The sequence below is a fragment of the Pseudomonas sp. BP6 genome, assembly GCF_017875935.1.
GTDB classification, from domain to species: Bacteria; Pseudomonadota; Gammaproteobacteria; order Pseudomonadales; family Pseudomonadaceae; genus Aquipseudomonas; species Aquipseudomonas putida_Y.
The window spans coordinates 4,986,595-5,000,926 of sequence record NZ_JAGINI010000001.1 but is presented as its reverse complement, the minus strand read 5'-3'; the positions used below and the strand labels follow the sequence as shown (position 1 = coordinate 5,000,926).

14 protein-coding genes and 1 pseudogene are annotated in these 14,332 nt (G+C 59.9%); 9 read left to right on the top strand and 6 right to left on the bottom strand.

The annotated features are described in order from the left end of the window. Window positions 1-78: 78 nt before the first annotated feature. The 3 genes from soxG to fdhA all read left to right on the top strand — a co-directional run bounded on the left by soxG (window position 79) and on the right by fdhA (window position 3,082). Entirely contained in the window at window positions 79-711 is a 633-nt protein-coding gene (gene soxG / locus J3A98_RS22740; protein ID WP_014589391.1) for a sarcosine oxidase subunit gamma family protein, read from the top strand. Window positions 712-723: 12 nt separating this feature from the next. Then, window positions 724-1,581 carry a formyltetrahydrofolate deformylase gene (purU, locus tag J3A98_RS22735; RefSeq protein ID WP_016714526.1) on the top strand — a complete coding sequence of 286 codons (858 nt, stop codon included), beginning with the start codon at window positions 724-726 and terminating at the stop codon, window positions 1,579-1,581. 301 nt (window positions 1,582-1,882) lie between these two features. Further along, entirely contained in the window at window positions 1,883-3,082 is a 1,200-nt protein-coding gene (gene fdhA, locus J3A98_RS22730) for a formaldehyde dehydrogenase, glutathione-independent (protein ID WP_011953256.1), read from the top strand. A gap of 53 nt (window positions 3,083-3,135) precedes the next feature. On the opposite strand, the gene J3A98_RS22725 is transcribed toward fdhA, so the two are convergent. Next, a complete protein-coding gene (locus J3A98_RS22725) occupies window positions 3,136-4,110 on the bottom strand; it encodes an RHS repeat-associated core domain-containing protein (RefSeq protein ID WP_209968634.1) in 975 nt (324 codons plus the stop codon). Between the two features lie 237 nt (window positions 4,111-4,347). On the opposite strand from J3A98_RS22725, the pseudogene J3A98_RS22720 reads away from it, so the two are divergent. Then, window positions 4,348-4,614: pseudogene (locus J3A98_RS22720) on the top strand (formaldehyde dehydrogenase, glutathione-independent); the annotation flags it as partial. Between the two features lie 209 nt (window positions 4,615-4,823). On the opposite strand, the gene J3A98_RS22715 reads toward J3A98_RS22720, so the two are convergent. After that, entirely contained in the window at window positions 4,824-5,747 is a 924-nt protein-coding gene (locus J3A98_RS22715; RefSeq protein ID WP_348635632.1) for an RHS repeat-associated core domain-containing protein, read from the bottom strand. 193 nt (window positions 5,748-5,940) lie between these two features. On the opposite strand from J3A98_RS22715, the gene J3A98_RS22710 reads away from it, so the two are divergent. Continuing rightward, window positions 5,941-6,516, top strand: a complete 576-nt coding sequence (locus J3A98_RS22710; RefSeq protein ID WP_209968631.1) for a DUF2780 domain-containing protein — start codon at window positions 5,941-5,943, stop codon at window positions 6,514-6,516. A gap of 20 nt (window positions 6,517-6,536) precedes the next feature. Here J3A98_RS22710 and J3A98_RS22705 read toward each other — a convergent pair whose 3' ends face one another. Beyond that, window positions 6,537-7,286, bottom strand: coding sequence for an RHS repeat-associated core domain-containing protein (locus J3A98_RS22705; protein WP_209969935.1), 750 nt, complete (start codon window positions 7,284-7,286; stop codon window positions 6,537-6,539). Between the two features lie 211 nt (window positions 7,287-7,497). Then, the gene (locus J3A98_RS22700; protein ID WP_076402456.1) at window positions 7,498-8,385 is read right to left on the bottom strand and encodes an acyltransferase; all 888 of its coding nucleotides are present in this window, start codon (window positions 8,383-8,385) and stop codon (window positions 7,498-7,500) included. Between the two features lie 182 nt (window positions 8,386-8,567). Between J3A98_RS22700 and J3A98_RS22695 the strand changes: the two genes are divergently transcribed. From J3A98_RS22695 to creD, 4 genes are all read left to right on the top strand, one after another. Then, window positions 8,568-9,068, top strand: coding sequence for an ATP-dependent zinc protease (locus J3A98_RS22695; RefSeq protein ID WP_176683559.1), 501 nt, complete (start codon window positions 8,568-8,570; stop codon window positions 9,066-9,068). A 147-nt stretch (window positions 9,069-9,215) separates the two neighbouring features. Beyond that, on the top strand, window positions 9,216-9,896 hold the full coding sequence (gene creB / locus J3A98_RS22690) for a two-component system response regulator CreB (RefSeq protein ID WP_209968628.1): 681 nt from the start codon (window positions 9,216-9,218) through the stop codon (window positions 9,894-9,896). Further along, window positions 9,896-11,332 (top strand): two-component system sensor histidine kinase CreC, encoded by a 1,437-nt coding sequence (gene creC / locus J3A98_RS22685; RefSeq protein WP_209968625.1) that lies wholly within the window; start codon window positions 9,896-9,898, stop codon window positions 11,330-11,332. Before creB ends, creC begins: the two co-directional genes overlap by 1 nt. A 107-nt stretch (window positions 11,333-11,439) precedes the next feature. Next, a complete protein-coding gene (gene creD / locus J3A98_RS22680) occupies window positions 11,440-12,768 on the top strand; it encodes a cell envelope integrity protein CreD (protein WP_209968622.1) in 1,329 nt (442 codons plus the stop codon). 166 nt (window positions 12,769-12,934) lie between these two features. On the opposite strand, the gene J3A98_RS22675 is transcribed toward creD, so the two are convergent. Then, window positions 12,935-13,558: a glutathione S-transferase gene (locus J3A98_RS22675; RefSeq protein WP_176683555.1), complete on the bottom strand. Its 624-nt coding sequence runs from the start codon at window positions 13,556-13,558 to the stop codon at window positions 12,935-12,937. 3 nt (window positions 13,559-13,561) lie between these two features. Continuing rightward, the gene (msrA, locus tag J3A98_RS22670) at window positions 13,562-14,230 is read right to left on the bottom strand and encodes a peptide-methionine (S)-S-oxide reductase MsrA (protein ID WP_010951691.1); all 669 of its coding nucleotides are present in this window, start codon (window positions 14,228-14,230) and stop codon (window positions 13,562-13,564) included. Between the last annotated feature and the right edge of the window lie 102 nt (window positions 14,231-14,332).

Sequence of the window (14,332 nt, the reverse complement as noted above, 5' to 3'; positions counted from 1 at the left end):
GCGGGCATGCCCGCTCCCACAGGATGGCCGTCTCCCGCAGGCATCGTGGTCGAATCCAGAATTCAAGGCAGGTAAGAAATGAGCGCTATCAACGTCTTCCAGCAAAACCCCGGCGCCGAGGCCAAAGCCCAGTCGCCACTGCACCATGCCGACCTGGCCAGCCTGGTAGGCAAAGGCCGCAAGAACGCAGGCGTGACCCTGCGTGAACGCAAGTTCCTCGGCCACCTCACCCTGCGCGGTGATGGCCACAACCCGGAATTCGCCGCCGGCGTGCACAAGGCCCTTGGCCTGGAGCTGCCCGTGGCGCTGACCGTGGTCGCCAACAAGGATATGTCGCTGCAATGGGTCGGCCCCGACGAGTGGTTGCTGATCGTACCCGGCGGTCAGGAGCTGGCAGTCGAGCAAAAGCTGCGCGCGGCCCTTGAAGGCCAGCACATTCAGGTCGTCAATGTCAGTGGCGGGCAAAGCCTGCTGGAACTGCGCGGCCCGAACGTGCGCGACGTGCTGATGAAGTCCACCAGCTATGATGTTCACCCGAACAACTTCCCGGTGGGCAAGGCTGTGGGCACCGTGTTCGCCAAGTCGCAACTGGTGATCCGCCGCACTGCAGAAGACACCTGGGAGCTGGTGATTCGCCGCAGCTTTGCCGACTACTGGTGGCTGTGGCTGCAGGACGCTTCTGCCGAATACGGCTTGAGCATCGAAGCTTAAGGAGACCAGAACATGAGTCGGGCACCGGATACCTGGATTCTCACCGCCGACTGCCCGAGCATGCTCGGTACCGTCGACGTGGTGACGCGTTACCTCTTCGAGCAGCGCTGCTACGTGACGGAGCACCACTCCTTCGATGACCGGCAGTCGGGGCGCTTCTTCATTCGCGTCGAGTTCCGTCAGCCGGACGATTTCGACGAGGCTGGCTTCCGGGCCGGCCTCGCCGAGCGCAGCGAAGCGTTCGGCATGGCTTTCGAGCTGACCGCACCCAACCACCGCCCCAAGGTGGTGATCATGGTATCCAAGGCTGACCATTGCTTGAATGATCTGCTGTATCGCCAGCGTATTGGCCAACTGGGCATGGATGTGGTCGCGGTGGTGTCCAACCACCCTGATCTCGAACCGCTGGCGCAGTGGCACAAGATCCCTTACTACCACTTCGCCCTCGACCCCAAGGACAAGCCTGGGCAAGAACGCAAGGTGCTGCAGGTGATCGAGGAAACCGGCGCCGAGCTGGTGATCCTCGCGCGCTATATGCAGGTACTGTCGCCTGAGCTGTGCCGCCGTCTGGATGGCTGGGCGATCAATATTCACCACTCGCTGTTGCCGGGTTTCAAAGGCGCCAAGCCTTATCACCAGGCGTACAACAAGGGCGTGAAAATGGTTGGTGCCACGGCGCACTACATCAACAACGACCTGGACGAAGGGCCGATCATTGCCCAGGGCGTCGAGGTGGTGGATCACAGTCACTATCCCGAAGACCTGATTGCCAAAGGGCGGGATATTGAATGCCTGACCCTGGCGCGGGCTGTGGGTTATCACATCGAGCGGCGGGTGTTCCTCAACGCCAACCGGACTGTCGTTCTGTAATAACCGGTACCGGCCTCTTCGCGGCTAAAGCCGCTCCTACAGGTACAGCACAGCCCTCGGGTTGGTGCGGTCCCCGTAGGAGCGGCTTTAGCCGCGAAGAGGCCCGCGCCGGCCGCCCCTCTGTCCGCCCATATTTCCCAACGACAACCCTGCCGCTAAAAGGCATCTCCCTGTCGTTTCCAGTCAGTGCGTCCGGCCCCATCCGGCCCACAATTCCCTGCATTCCAGTAGTACATGCCGCCCACGGATGGCGGCGCTTCAACCAACGCTGCATAAATAATAATCAAGCGAGGTACAAGCAATGTCTGGCAATCGTGGAGTGGTATATCTCGGCGCCGGCAAGGTCGAAGTGCAACACATCGACTACCCGAAAATGCAGGACCCGCGCGGCAAGAAAATCGAACACGGCGTCATCCTGAAGGTGGTCTCCACCAACATCTGCGGTTCTGACCAGCACATGGTCCGTGGCCGCACCACTGCCCAGGTCGGCCTGGTCCTGGGCCACGAAATCACCGGTGAAATCGTCGAGAAGGGCCGCGACGTCGAGCGCATGCAGATCGGCGACCTGGTATCGGTCCCGTTCAACGTCGCCTGCGGTCGCTGCCGCTCCTGCAAAGAGATGCACACCGGTGTCTGCCTCACTGTAAACCCGGCCCGCGCCGGCGGTGCCTACGGCTACGTCGACATGGGCGACTGGACCGGCGGCCAGGCCGAATACGTGCTGGTGCCGTACGCTGACTTCAACCTGCTGAAGCTGCCTGAGCGTGACAAGGCCATGGAAAAGATCCGTGACCTGACCTGCCTGTCCGATATCCTGCCCACCGGCTACCACGGTGCCGTGACTGCTGGCGTAGGCCCAGGCAGCACTGTCTACGTTGCCGGTGCCGGCCCGGTCGGCCTGGCCGCCGCGGCCTCGGCGCGCCTGCTGGGCGCCGCCTGCGTGATCGTCGGTGACCTCAACCCGGCCCGTCTGGCCCATGCCAAGTCGCAAGGCTTCGAAGTGGTCGACCTGTCCAAGGACACCCCGCTGCACGAGCAGATCGTCGACATCCTCGGCGAGCCGGAAGTGGACTGCGCCGTCGACGCGGTCGGCTTCGAGGCCCGTGGCCATGGCCACGAAGGTGCCAAGCACGAGGCTCCGGCCACCGTGCTGAACTCGCTGATGCAAGTGACCCGCGTAGCCGGCAACATCGGTATCCCGGGCCTGTACGTGACCGAGGACCCGGGCGCAGTCGATGCCGCTGCCAAGATCGGCGCGCTGAGCATCCGCTTCGGCCTGGGCTGGGCGAAATCGCACAGCTTCCACACCGGCCAGACCCCGACCATGAAATACAACCGCCAGCTGATGCAGGCGATCATGTGGGACCGCATCAACATTGCTGAAGTGGTGGGGGTGCAGGTGATCAACCTGGATCAGGCGCCGGAAGGGTATGGCGAGTTTGATGCGGGTGTGCCTAAGAAGTTTGTGATCGACCCGCACAAGATGTGGGGCGCGGCTTGATCGCAGCCCATGATGCCCCTCGCTGAGAGGGGCGTTTTTTTGGGGCTGTGGGGCTAGCGGCGCACTGCCGATGCCCCACTGCTCACCCGAAACGTGCCTTTATCGTAAGCAGTCAGGTCGGACGGATCTGCCGCCCTGCGGGCCAACCACTCACCTATCATTACCAGCCCCTCGCGACGGTTTTGCAGATTGTTGATAATAGCCGGGCTCGCTGCGAACGTTGGATCCCCGAGCGCGTTCGCCGCTTCGGCGGCATGCAATTCCCTGCTGGCCTCCAGATAGCTATCTAGGCTGGTACGAGTGACATGCACCGTTGCTGGTCCCTTGTGCGGATCAGCAACTACCTCAATAAGCTCGGTTGTGCGCAACGTTCGGCGCGTCGAGGTGACGGCCATGGTTTTGCTGTTGCGCTGTGTTCCCACAGTCTGGATGACGGTATTGCTTGCGGTTTCATAGTGTTCGACCTCATAACGCCGTACGATGGGCGACTTTTGCGTGGTGAAGACGTGTGCGGGTAGCTTAGGCTTAGGGATGAGTAGCTGCTGGCTAGCAGGTTGAACAAGCGCCACTACATGTCCGCTTGGGTCGATGCGGTTGATCGGATCCCCGCTGCAATAGGCATAAGCGTTTACGCCACCACCTTCAAAGGGGCTCCAGCTGTCAGGGGAACCAAACCGCCTCAAGGCTGGGTGGTAGGCCCGATAGCCGTTGCCCAGCAGATAGCTGTTCGGCGCCGCAAGCAAAACCTCGCCATTGAAGCCCAGCTGCGTACGCGAGGAAGGTAATCCTGGATCGTGTCCATACGCCGAATAAGTGTGCTGCTCGTCTTCATCGGCTTGTTGCACCGACAGCACCGAGCCTTTGTCATCGGTGGCCAGCAAGCCGCAGGTTTGGGTGTCGCCTGTGCTCAGCTCTGCCAGCGGTTTTTCTGCATTTCGCAAGATGGCGCGATGCTGGTCCCCGTGTTTCACGGTTACGAGCTTGTTGTCGTAATAGAAGAAAAGGGAACTGTTCGATGCTTTGCTCATGATTCGAATCCCTACCGTGCTGGATGAATGAACGCGGCTTGCAACCCATTCTGAACTGCCACAGGAGTTTGGATACTGGCAGAAATAACAGTCTTAGATCGGTAGGTGAACCAAAACCCGGCGCACACGAAGTGCCCCATGCACAGCTGCCAAGAAGGCGAAGCCTTGTGATTCATACCAAGGCAGCCTGTCAAAACTGGTCGCTGATTTCGCAGCGATCGCCCGATGTAAAAACCTGAAAGTCTTAGCAAAATTCGCGCGCTGAGCATCCGCTTCGGCCTGAGCCGGAGCAAATTGCACAGCTCCCACACCGGCCAGATAGCGACCAAGCATTACAACCGCCAGCTGATGCAGGCGATGATGTGGGATCGGATCAACATTGCTGAAGTGGTGGGGGTGCAGGTGATCAACCTGGATCAGGCGCCGGAAGGGTATGGCGAGTTTGATGCGGGTGTGCCGAAGAAATTCGTTATCGACCCGCACAAAATGTGGGGTGCGGCGTAATCAGCGTCGAGTAAAAAGAGCCCCTCGCATCGAGGGGCTTTTTTTTTTTGTCCATTCTGATAAGGCATCTCGGCCGGAGGTGCTTGTCATAAGCCTTTCATCGCTTTTGAAATCGAGCGCCGCCCGCACATACCTCATCAGTTCCGAAGCCTGGTGAGTGGCCCTGGAGCGAAGGGCCACTGCACAGTCATTTTCATACAGACAGTTAATTACTTCGATTGTGGCCGGCGCGTCTCATTGTTTGCGTCGGTTACCCCGAATTGGTAGTTTCTGTCGTCATTAGGATCGTCATGTTTTTTTTGCGCGTAGAACATGTTTCCACTATCGGTGTGCCCGCTCGTTGGGAGGTAAGGATCAGGTTCTGAATTTGTTATAGCTTTTTCGGCGTAGTAATGTTCGGAGTAAATGTATGCATGATCTTCACTTTCTACGTATTTATTTATGCCGTGTGCCTTTCTTTTGCTGCTTTTAAGCATTTTTTTTACGGTTTTTGCAGTGGCCTTAATTTGTTTCTCGACTGTTTTTCCTTCGTGTTTTCTTTTCTTGACTAAACTAGTGAGCTCGGCGGTTTGCTTTTCAAGTTCTGCATTAATAACCTCTATGCTTTTCAGGCGCTGCTCAACTTTTTTTTGGTTACTACGAAACCACGTTCTAGGCTTGAGAAGGCTCCACATCCCCGTTTCGTCTTTCCGATTGACTGGGTCATTCACACAGTACGCGAAAGCATTGACCCCGCCTCGGGCGAATGGGCTTTCAGCGTTGTCCGGTCCGATGAACCGTCTCATCTCGGTGCTAAAGCCACGGTGTCCCTGGCCTAGAAGATAAAGGTGCATGTTTTCCAATATGAACTCGCCGTTGAATCCCAACGCTGTGGATCCTGATGGCAGTTTGTCGTTGTATCCAAAGGGGGTATAGTTGTGATTGTTTTGCTTTCCGTCAGGCGTGCTCACGACAAGCACTGAGTCCATCTCATCCGTTGCGAGAAGCTGGGAGCTTCTTGCTTCTTTGCCAGCGGATTCAGCAAGAGGGAGCGTTCCAATCCGCAGGATTGAACGCTTCTGATCGTTTCCAATGACAGTGGTCAGTTTGTTGGTCTGGTAGAAATATTTGGGGGTATCAGGACTGTTTTTCACCGACGTGCTCCCGTTGTCTGCAGTTGGCCCCGGAAATGGATGGCGTGGGCACTACGATTATCTGGAGTGTCTTGAGCAATTGACTACTGGCAGAAATATCAGGTGTGCGCCTGCTGGGGCCCGGAACAATCCCTCAGATTTCCAGTCAAACCCTTCGTTTTCCAGGCCATCCCGGCCGACGAGGTCCCTTCCGATGAAAGCACTCACCTTGGCAACCCTGATGACCCTGGCCGCCAGCCCGGTGTTCGCCTTCAACCTCAGCGACGCCGCCAATGCCGTGTCCGCCATGCAGAACCCGCAACAGCAAGGCCAGGTGCAGGCCCCCGAGGCGCAGGCCAATCTGCTCAACACCTTGGGCAGCGAATTGAATATCACCCCCGAACAGGCCGTGGGCGGCGCAGGGGCGATGTTGGGGTTGGCGCGCAACAACCTTAGCAGTGAGGACTATGGCCAATTGACCAAGGCCGTGCCGGGTCTGGACCTGTTGTCCGGTGCCAATATGCTGGGTGGGTTGAGCGGGCTGGGCGATTTGCTGGGCAAGAACAGCGAAAGCCAGTCGGCATTGAGCAACGCGTTGGGCAACGACGTGGAGAACCGTAATGACCTGGACAATGCGTTCAAGGCACTGGGCATGGACACTGGAATGATCGGCCAGTTCGCCCCGCTGATCCTGCAGTACCTCGGCCAGCAGGGCATCGCCGGGTCGTTGCTGCAGAACTTGGGTAGCCTGTGGACCACGCCGGCGCCAGTGAGCACGCCATCGGTTTGAGATTATCACAAGGCCAGACGTCATACATCGAAGCTCTTGAGCGTCACTTCCAGGGCTCTGATTCGATATTGTGCTTCAGTCAGCCAGACTTCGCGTGATTCCATTTCTGTACGATATCGTTGGTCACTGATCCCTTGGCTTTTGGCGAAGGCTTTCGAAGAAGGTTCCGAAAGTTCGGTGTACTCTCGCTGTTTTTGCGCTGCGCGTTTAGTGAGATTTTTTATATAGATGGCTAACGATCGCCTTTCTTCGAGAAGGCGGCTTTTGTAAGTGACCTGTTCTTTCGGGTACGTCTTGATCGTTATGTCTTTGTTAAAGGCAACAGTCTTCTTTTTCGCCAAATGGTGTGAAGCGGAGTGCCTGGCGTTCAACAGAGGAGGCTCTATTGCCTGCGCCGCAGGCATTTTTGTCAGCGGTGCTGTTCGTTGAGGTTTCGGGTTAGACTTTTGCTCCCAAAATTTTTGTAAATTGGCGAATTCCCGCTGTTGCCCTGTATCATCACGGTAATTGATGGGGTCACAGGCACAGTATGCGTAGGCGTTATAGCCACCGTCACTGAACGGGCTGAGATCATCGGGCTTGAGGAAGCGCATCAAGGCTGGACTATAGCTTCGGTATCCTCGCCCCAATGCATAGGTGCCAAGGAGCGGATCAAATCGTTCATCCTTGAAGCCTATTATCGTGGCTCTACCTGCTTGGCTGCCGATGTGCCCGTAAGGGCTGTAGACCAGGGCGGTGATTTTCACTTGAGAGCGGCTCGCAAGAGACATGCTGCTCAAGTCTTCGTCTTTGCGAGGCCGCGCACAACTAGCAGAATTATCAGGGGGCGCAATGTAACCGTGCTGATGTCAACCGGCTGCCTGCTTCGGCCTCTTCGCGGGTAAACCCGCTCCTACACAGGTAGAGCCTATCCTTGGGGATGTGGTAATCCGCGTAGGAGCGGGTTTACCCGCGAAGAGGCCAGCTCAGGCGGCAGAGGTCTCAGCCCATCTCCGCCCGCAGCTGCTCGATCCGCTGGTCCTTCGCCACCCACAGCTGGTTCACCCAAGCCTGCACCGCCTGACGAAACTCGGGATCATTCTCGTAATCCCCCGCCCACAACGCAGGGTCCAGTTCCCGCACCTGAATGTCGATAATCACCCGGCTGATGCTGCCATTGAGCAAGTCCCAGAACCCCGGCGCCTTATTACCGGGGTACACGATGGTCACATCCAGCAGGGCATCCAGCTGCTCGCCCAATGCCGCGAGCACAAACGCCACACCACCCGCCTTGGGCTTGAGCAGGTAGCGATACGGCGACTGCTGCTCCTGGCGCTTGGCTTCGGTAAACCGGGTGCCCTCCAGGTAATTGACCACGGTCACCGGCTGGCGCTTGAACAGCTCGCAGGCCGCCTTGGTGATTTCCAGGTCCTTGCCCTTGAGCTCCGGGTGCTTTTCCAGAAACGCCTTGCTGTAGCGCTTCATGAACGGGTAATCCAGCCCCCACCAGGCCAGGCCCAGCAACGGTACCCAGATCAGTTCCTTTTTCAGGAAGAACTTGAAGAACGGTGTACGGCGGTTGAGGCTTTCGATCAACGCCGGGATGTCGACCCAGGTCTGGTGGTTACTCACGGCCAGGTACGAGGTGTCCTTGCGCAGGTTTTCCACGCCACGGATGTCCCACTGGGTAGGGATGCACAGGGCGAAGATGGCTTTGTCGATTTCCGACCAGGTTTCGGCCACCCACATCACCGCCCACGACGCGTAGTCGCGGCCACGGCCTGGCAACACCAGCTTGAGCAGGGCGAAGACCAGCAGCGGGCAGATCAATACCACAGTATTGAGCAGCAGCAGGGTGGTAGTGAGAATGCCGGTCAGCAGGCGACGCATAAAGAGACTCTTGTTGTGGGAGATAAACGGTTGGCAATGATAAGCAGGGCGGTCGTCTACGCCAAATGTCCAATGCCCGGCGGCGCGAACAAATGTTTCACGTTATGTTGTTTAGTCTTGTGAAAGCGAACCTATCTTGCCAGTGCAGTCTAAGCACTGACCCTTTTCAAGGAAGCCTGCCTGTGAAACCACTGCTAGCCCTGTTGTCGATGTTGGCGCTGCCGGTAATGGCCGCCGAGCCCACCCTCTACGGCCGTTACGAGAACATCGCCCTGCCCGAGCTGGGTGAAACCCTGAAAGCCAAGATGGACACGGGCGCCTTCACCGCGTCGCTGTCGGCCAAGGATATCGAGCTGTTCACCCGCGATGGGGACGAGTGGGTGCGCTTCCGCCTGGCGACCAAGGACTCGGACGGCAAGGTGTATGAGCACAAGGTCTCGCGCATCAGCAAGATCAAGGGCCGTGCCGATGAAGAGGACGAAGGGGATGCGCCAGAGGTCTCCAAGCGCCCGGTGGTCGACCTGGCGTTGTGCCTGGGGGATGTGAAGCGCACCGTCGAGGTGAATCTGGTGGACCGCAGCAACTTCAACTACCCGCTGCTGGTGGGTTCCAAGGCGCTGCGCGAGTTCAAGGCGGCGGTAAACCCGGCGAAGAAGTTCACTGCTGGCAAGCCAGGCTGTTGATCTGAAGCGTGCGCCATACAATGTAGGAGCGGGCTTGCCCGCGAACACACATAATGTGGTGTCAGGCACCGGCTTCGCCGGTGTTCGCGGGCAAGCCCGCTCCTACACTGAGATGTGCCAACCTTCAAAATCGCAAGGCCGGACGCCATGCCCCATATCCTCATCGTCGAAGACGAAGCCGCCATCGCCGACACCCTGGTCTACGCCCTGCAGGCCGACGGTCACAGCACCGAGTGGGTAACCCTGGGCAGTGCCGCCCTCGACCAGCAGCGCCAGCGCCCGGCCGACCTGGTCATCCTCGACATCGGCCTGCCCGACATCAGTGGCTTCGAAACCTGTCGCCAGCTGCGCCGGTTCACCGAGGTGCCGGTGATGTTTCTCAGCGCCCGGGACGGTGAAATCGACCGCGTAGTAGGCCTGGAAATCGGCGCCGATGACTACGTGGTAAAACCTTTCAGCCCTCGTGAAGTGGCAGCGCGCGTTCGGGCGATCCTCAAACGCATGGCCCCGAGGGCCGAGGCTGCCGGCGGAACCTCCTTGTTCCAGCTCGACACCCTGCGCATGCAGATCACCTACCGCAGCCAGCCGCTCACGCTGACCCGGCATGAGTTCCGCCTGCTGCAATGCCTGCTCGAACAACCGCAGCGGGTGTTCAGCCGCGAACAGCTGCTCGACGCTTTGGGCGTGGCCTCCGACGTGGGCTATGAGCGCACCATCGACAGCCATATCAAGAGCCTGCGCGCCAAGCTGCGCCAGGTAGCGGGTGATGCCGAGCCGATCCAGACCCATCGCGGCCTCGGTTACAGCTATAGCCCGGACCACGCCTGATGCGCTTGGGCATTCGCATCTTCCTGGTGTACTTCCTGTTCGTCGGCTTGGCCGGTTACTTCTTGCTCAATACCGTACGCGAACAGATTCGCCCGGTGGTACGCCAATCCTCTGAAGAAACATTGGTAGACACTGCCAACCTGCTGGCAGAAATCCTGCGGGATGAGGTCAAGGCCGGCACCCTGAACCAGGGCCGCCTGCCCGAGGTGCTCAAGGCCTACGGCTCGCGCAGCCCGGGCGCACAGATCTGGGGGCTGGCCAAGAACCAGGTCAGCCACCGCATCTACGTCACTGACGCCAAGGGCATCGTGTTGCTGGACTCCAGTGGCGAGGCCCTGGGCAAGGATTACTCGCAGTGGAATGACGTGCTGCTGACCCTGCGTGGCCAATATGGCGCCCGCTCCACCCGCAGCGATCCCAACGATGAAAGCACCTCGGTGATGCACGTTGGCGCACCGATCATCGACGACGGCAAGATCATCGGCGTTGTCACTGTCGCCAAGCCCAATAGCTCATTGCAACCCTACATTGACCGCTCCGAGCGGCGCCTGCTCACCCTGGGGCTGGGCCTGATCGGCCTGGGCTTGCTGATCGGCGCGGCTCTGTCGTGGTGGCTTGCGCGCTCACTGCGCAAGTTGGCAGGTTATGCGCAGGCGGTCAGCGAAGGTGAGCGTGCGGAGCTTCCGCATTACAAGGGCGGCGAGCTGGCGAACCTGGCACAGGCAGTGGAGCGCATGCGCACCCAGCTGGAAGGCAAGGCCTATGTCGAGCGCTACGTGCACACCCTGACTCACGAGCTGAAAAGCCCGCTGGCGGCCATCCGTGGTGCTTCCGAGCTGTTGCAGGGCGAGGATATGCCCGCTGATCAGCGGGCACGCTTTGCCGGCAATATCGAGCGCGAGAGCGAGCGTTTGCAGCAGATGATCGAGCGGCTGCTCAACCTGGCCAGGGTCGAGCAGATGCAGGCGCTGGAGGACGAGCAGCAGGTGGCGCTGGCGGCGTTGGTCGATGAGTTGTTGCTGGCCCATGCGGCGCGTATCGAAGGCGCCAGTTTGCAGGTACGTCAGCGGGTGCCTGCCACTTTGCGTTTGCGCTGCGATCCGTTCCTGATGCGCCAGGCGTTGGCCAACCTGCTCGACAACGCACTGGACTTCACCCCGGAAGGTGGCACGCTGCTGTTCGACCTGGAGCGCGATGGCGAACGGGTAGCGTTGAGTTTGTTCAACCAGGGGCAAGCGATACCGGCGTATGCCATCGGGCGGGTCAGCGAGCGGTTCTACTCGCTGCCGCGGCCCGGGAGCGGGCGCAAGAGCACCGGGCTGGGGCTGAATTTCGTGGCCGAGGTGATGCAGCTGCATGGCGGGGCCTTGGCGGTGGACAACGTCGATGGCGGGGTGCGGGTGCGGTTGTGGCTGCCGGTGCGGCGCATTAGCTGAGATAGCCGGGGCTGCACAGCAGCCCCAAATACACGTAAATCACACACGCTCTCCACAAAGCCTCCATGCAAGGCGCAGACACTGCGCCCACTGCCACAGGAGGCCACATGAACAAGACCCTAGGTTTCAAACTCGGCATGATCGCCATGCTGATGTTGCTGTTGCTCATCCCACTACTGCTGATCAACGGCCTGATCGACGAACGCCAGGCCATGCGCGACGGCGTGCTGCGCGATATCGCCCAGAGCACCAGCTTCGATCAGCAACTCAGCGGCCCGCTGCTGGTGGTGCCTTACCGCAAGTACCAGCGCCGCTGGATCGAAAAGGACGGTGAGCGTACCCAGGAGACCAGCACCATCGCCGGCCACCTGTACTTTCTGCCGGAAACCTTCGACGCCGACCTGGGTGTGGACACCGAACTGCGCGCCCGAGGCATCTACCAGGCGCGGTTGTTCCACGCCAAAGGCCGTATCAGCGGCCGCTTCAAGCTCCCGGAGCATTGGGGGATCGACAAGGACTTAGACGACTACCGCTTCGACACGCCGTTCCTGGTGGTGGGCATCAGTGATATCCGCGGTATCGAAAGTGCTCTGGAGCTGAGTGTTGACGAGCAGAAAGTACCTTTCGAGGCCGGCACCCAGCTCGACTGGATGCGTGGCGGCGTGCACGCCAGCCTGCCTGGGCTGGACGGGCTACAGGCGCGAGCGTTCAGCTATGGCTTTGACCTGGCGCTGCAAGGTACCGGCCAGTTGCATGTGGTGCCCGTGGGCCGTACCAGCAGCGTGGACATGCGCGCCAACTGGCCGCACCCGAGCTTCGTCGGCAACTACTTGCCCAACCGCCGCGATATCGATGCTCAAGGCTTCAGTGCCCACTGGCAAACCTCGTTCTTCGCTACCAACCTTGAGGACGCGATACGCCAGTGCGCTAACGCCGGGCAGTGTGCAGATTTCAGTGAGCGCAGCTTTGGCGTGAGTTTTATAGACCCGGTGGATCAGTACCTGAAAAGCGAGCGGGCGATCAAATATGCGTTGTTGTTCATTGCCCTGACCTTTGCCGGTTTCTTCCTGTTCGAGGTAATGAAGAACCTGAGTGTGCACCCGGTGCAGTACATCCTGGTGGGCGTGGCGCTGGCGTTCTTCTATCTGCTGCTGCTGTCGTTGTCCGAGCACATCGGTTTTGGTTTGGCGTATGGGCTGTCGGCTTCAGCCTGTGTGCTGCTGATCGGCTTCTACCTGAGCCATGTGTTGCGCAGCCTGGGGCGAGGGGTGGGCTTTGCCGCGGGTTTGGCGGCGTTGTACGCGCTGCTCTTCGGGCTGCTGAGTGCCGAAGACTATGCGCTGCTGATGGGGGCGCTGCTGTGTTTCGGTTTGCTTGGGGTGTTCATGGTGCTGACCCGGCGGCTGGACTGGGCGCGTGTGGGGAGGGCGGCATGAGGGAGGATAGAGAGATCGGGAGCTGGTTGGCGCTCAGGATCGGGCTGTTGTTTCCTGTGATACCTAGGTGAAGCTTTCGCGGGCAAGCCCGCTCCCACAAGCCCACCACAGATAGCGAACACTGTGGAGAACCTGTAGGAGCGGGTTTACCCGCGAAGGGGCCCTGTCAGGCCACTGGTGCTGTAGCGACCATCGACGGCCGCTTGACCACCTCGGCATACCACGCCGCCAACCCCGGCTGGTGCTCGCGCCAACCGAACCCGGGCTGGCGCAGATCCAGATAGCCCAGCGCACAGGCCACGCCAATCGCCGCCAGGTCGAAGCCGGACATCAGCTCAGGCAAGTGCTCCTGCTCCAGGTTGGCCAGGCTCCGGCGGATCTTGTCACCCTGCGCCTGCAGCCAGCCCTCCCAGCGCTTGTCTTCTGGCCGCAGGAAGCTCTCATAACGGCTCGACACCGCCGCATCCATGATCGCATCGGCCTGTGATACCAAGGTCATGCGCCGCCAGCGCGCCGAGCCTTCTCGCGGCAGCAGCGGCAGGCCTACGTGCTGCATGTCGAGGTACTCGCAGATTACCCGGCTGTCATGCAGCACGGTGCCGTCTTCCAGGCGCAGGGCCGGGATCTTGCCGATCGGGTTGTCCAGGTTGAGCTGCGGGTCGCCGCTCACCGGGCTGATGTTCACCGGCTGCAGTTGCACACGCTCAAGCTGGCCGGTCTCGTGCAACACCACCATGACCTTGCGCACGAAAGGCGACAACGGCGAGTGGAACAGGGTCATCGTGCTCATGCTTCAGTTACCTTGCAGGCTGGGTGGCAGGCACACGCCGGTGCCGCCGATGCCGCAGTAGCCGTCCGGATTCTTGGCCAGGTACTGCTGGTGGTAGGCCTCGGCGAAATATACGGTCGGTGCCTGGTCGATTTCGGTGGTGATTTCACCGAAGCCGGCCTTGCTCAGCTCGGCCTGGAAGGCGTCGCGGCTGGCCTTGGCCTGTTCCAGCTGTTCCGGGCTGGTGCAGTAGATGGCCGAGCGGTATTGGGTGCCGATGTCGTTGCCCTGGCGCATGCCTTGGGTCGGGTTGTGCAGCTCCCAGAACATCGCCAGCAGTTCGCGGTAGCTGACCTTGTCCTTGTCGAACACCACCAGCACCACTTCGGTGTGGCCGGTCAGGCCCGAGCAGACTTCTTCGTAGGTAGGGTGCGGGGTGAAGCCGCCGGCGTAGCCGACCACGGTGCTGACCACACCTTCACGCTGCCAGAAGCGGCGCTCCGCGCCCCAGAAGCAGCCCAGGCCGAAGATGGCGAAGTCGATGGCGCCTTCGAAGAACGGGCCGAGCAGCGGGGTGTCTTTGAAGACGTAGTGGAACTCGGGCAGGCTCATTGGCGTGTCGCGGCCAGGCAGGGCCTGTTCCGCAGTTGGCATGACGTTTTTGTTCACCAGGATTTCCGAACGCAGGACCATGGCCGTTCCTCTGTGTTTATTCAGTGGGGGAGTGGTTTGGGCCTTCGCGGGCATGCCCGCTCCCACAGGTACAGCACAGGTTTCAAAGGTTGTGGTGTTCCT

Bases quoted from the DNA above. Each gene is read 5' to 3' on its own strand.
- J3A98_RS22710 (WP_209968631.1), top strand. From the start codon at position 5,941: ATGAAAGCACTCACCTTGGCAACCCTGATGACCCTGGCCGCCAGCCCG.
- purU (WP_016714526.1), top strand. From the start codon at position 724: ATGAGTCGGGCACCGGATACCTGGATTCTCACCGCCGACTGCCCGAGC.
- creB (WP_209968628.1), top strand. From the start codon at position 9,216: ATGCCCCATATCCTCATCGTCGAAGACGAAGCCGCCATCGCCGACACC.
- creC (WP_209968625.1), top strand. From the start codon at position 9,896: ATGCGCTTGGGCATTCGCATCTTCCTGGTGTACTTCCTGTTCGTCGGC.
- J3A98_RS22725 (WP_209968634.1), bottom strand. From the start codon at position 4,110: ATGAGCAAAGCATCGAACAGTTCCCTTTTCTTCTATTACGACAACAAG.
- creD (WP_209968622.1), top strand. From the start codon at position 11,440: ATGAACAAGACCCTAGGTTTCAAACTCGGCATGATCGCCATGCTGATG.
- J3A98_RS22705 (WP_209969935.1), bottom strand. From the start codon at position 7,286: ATGTCTCTTGCGAGCCGCTCTCAAGTGAAAATCACCGCCCTGGTCTAC.
- msrA (WP_010951691.1), bottom strand. From the start codon at position 14,230: ATGGTCCTGCGTTCGGAAATCCTGGTGAACAAAAACGTCATGCCAACT.
- soxG (WP_014589391.1), top strand. From the start codon at position 79: ATGAGCGCTATCAACGTCTTCCAGCAAAACCCCGGCGCCGAGGCCAAA.
- J3A98_RS22700 (WP_076402456.1), bottom strand. From the start codon at position 8,385: ATGCGTCGCCTGCTGACCGGCATTCTCACTACCACCCTGCTGCTGCTC.
- fdhA (WP_011953256.1), top strand. From the start codon at position 1,883: ATGTCTGGCAATCGTGGAGTGGTATATCTCGGCGCCGGCAAGGTCGAA.
- J3A98_RS22675 (WP_176683555.1), bottom strand. From the start codon at position 13,558: ATGAGCACGATGACCCTGTTCCACTCGCCGTTGTCGCCTTTCGTGCGC.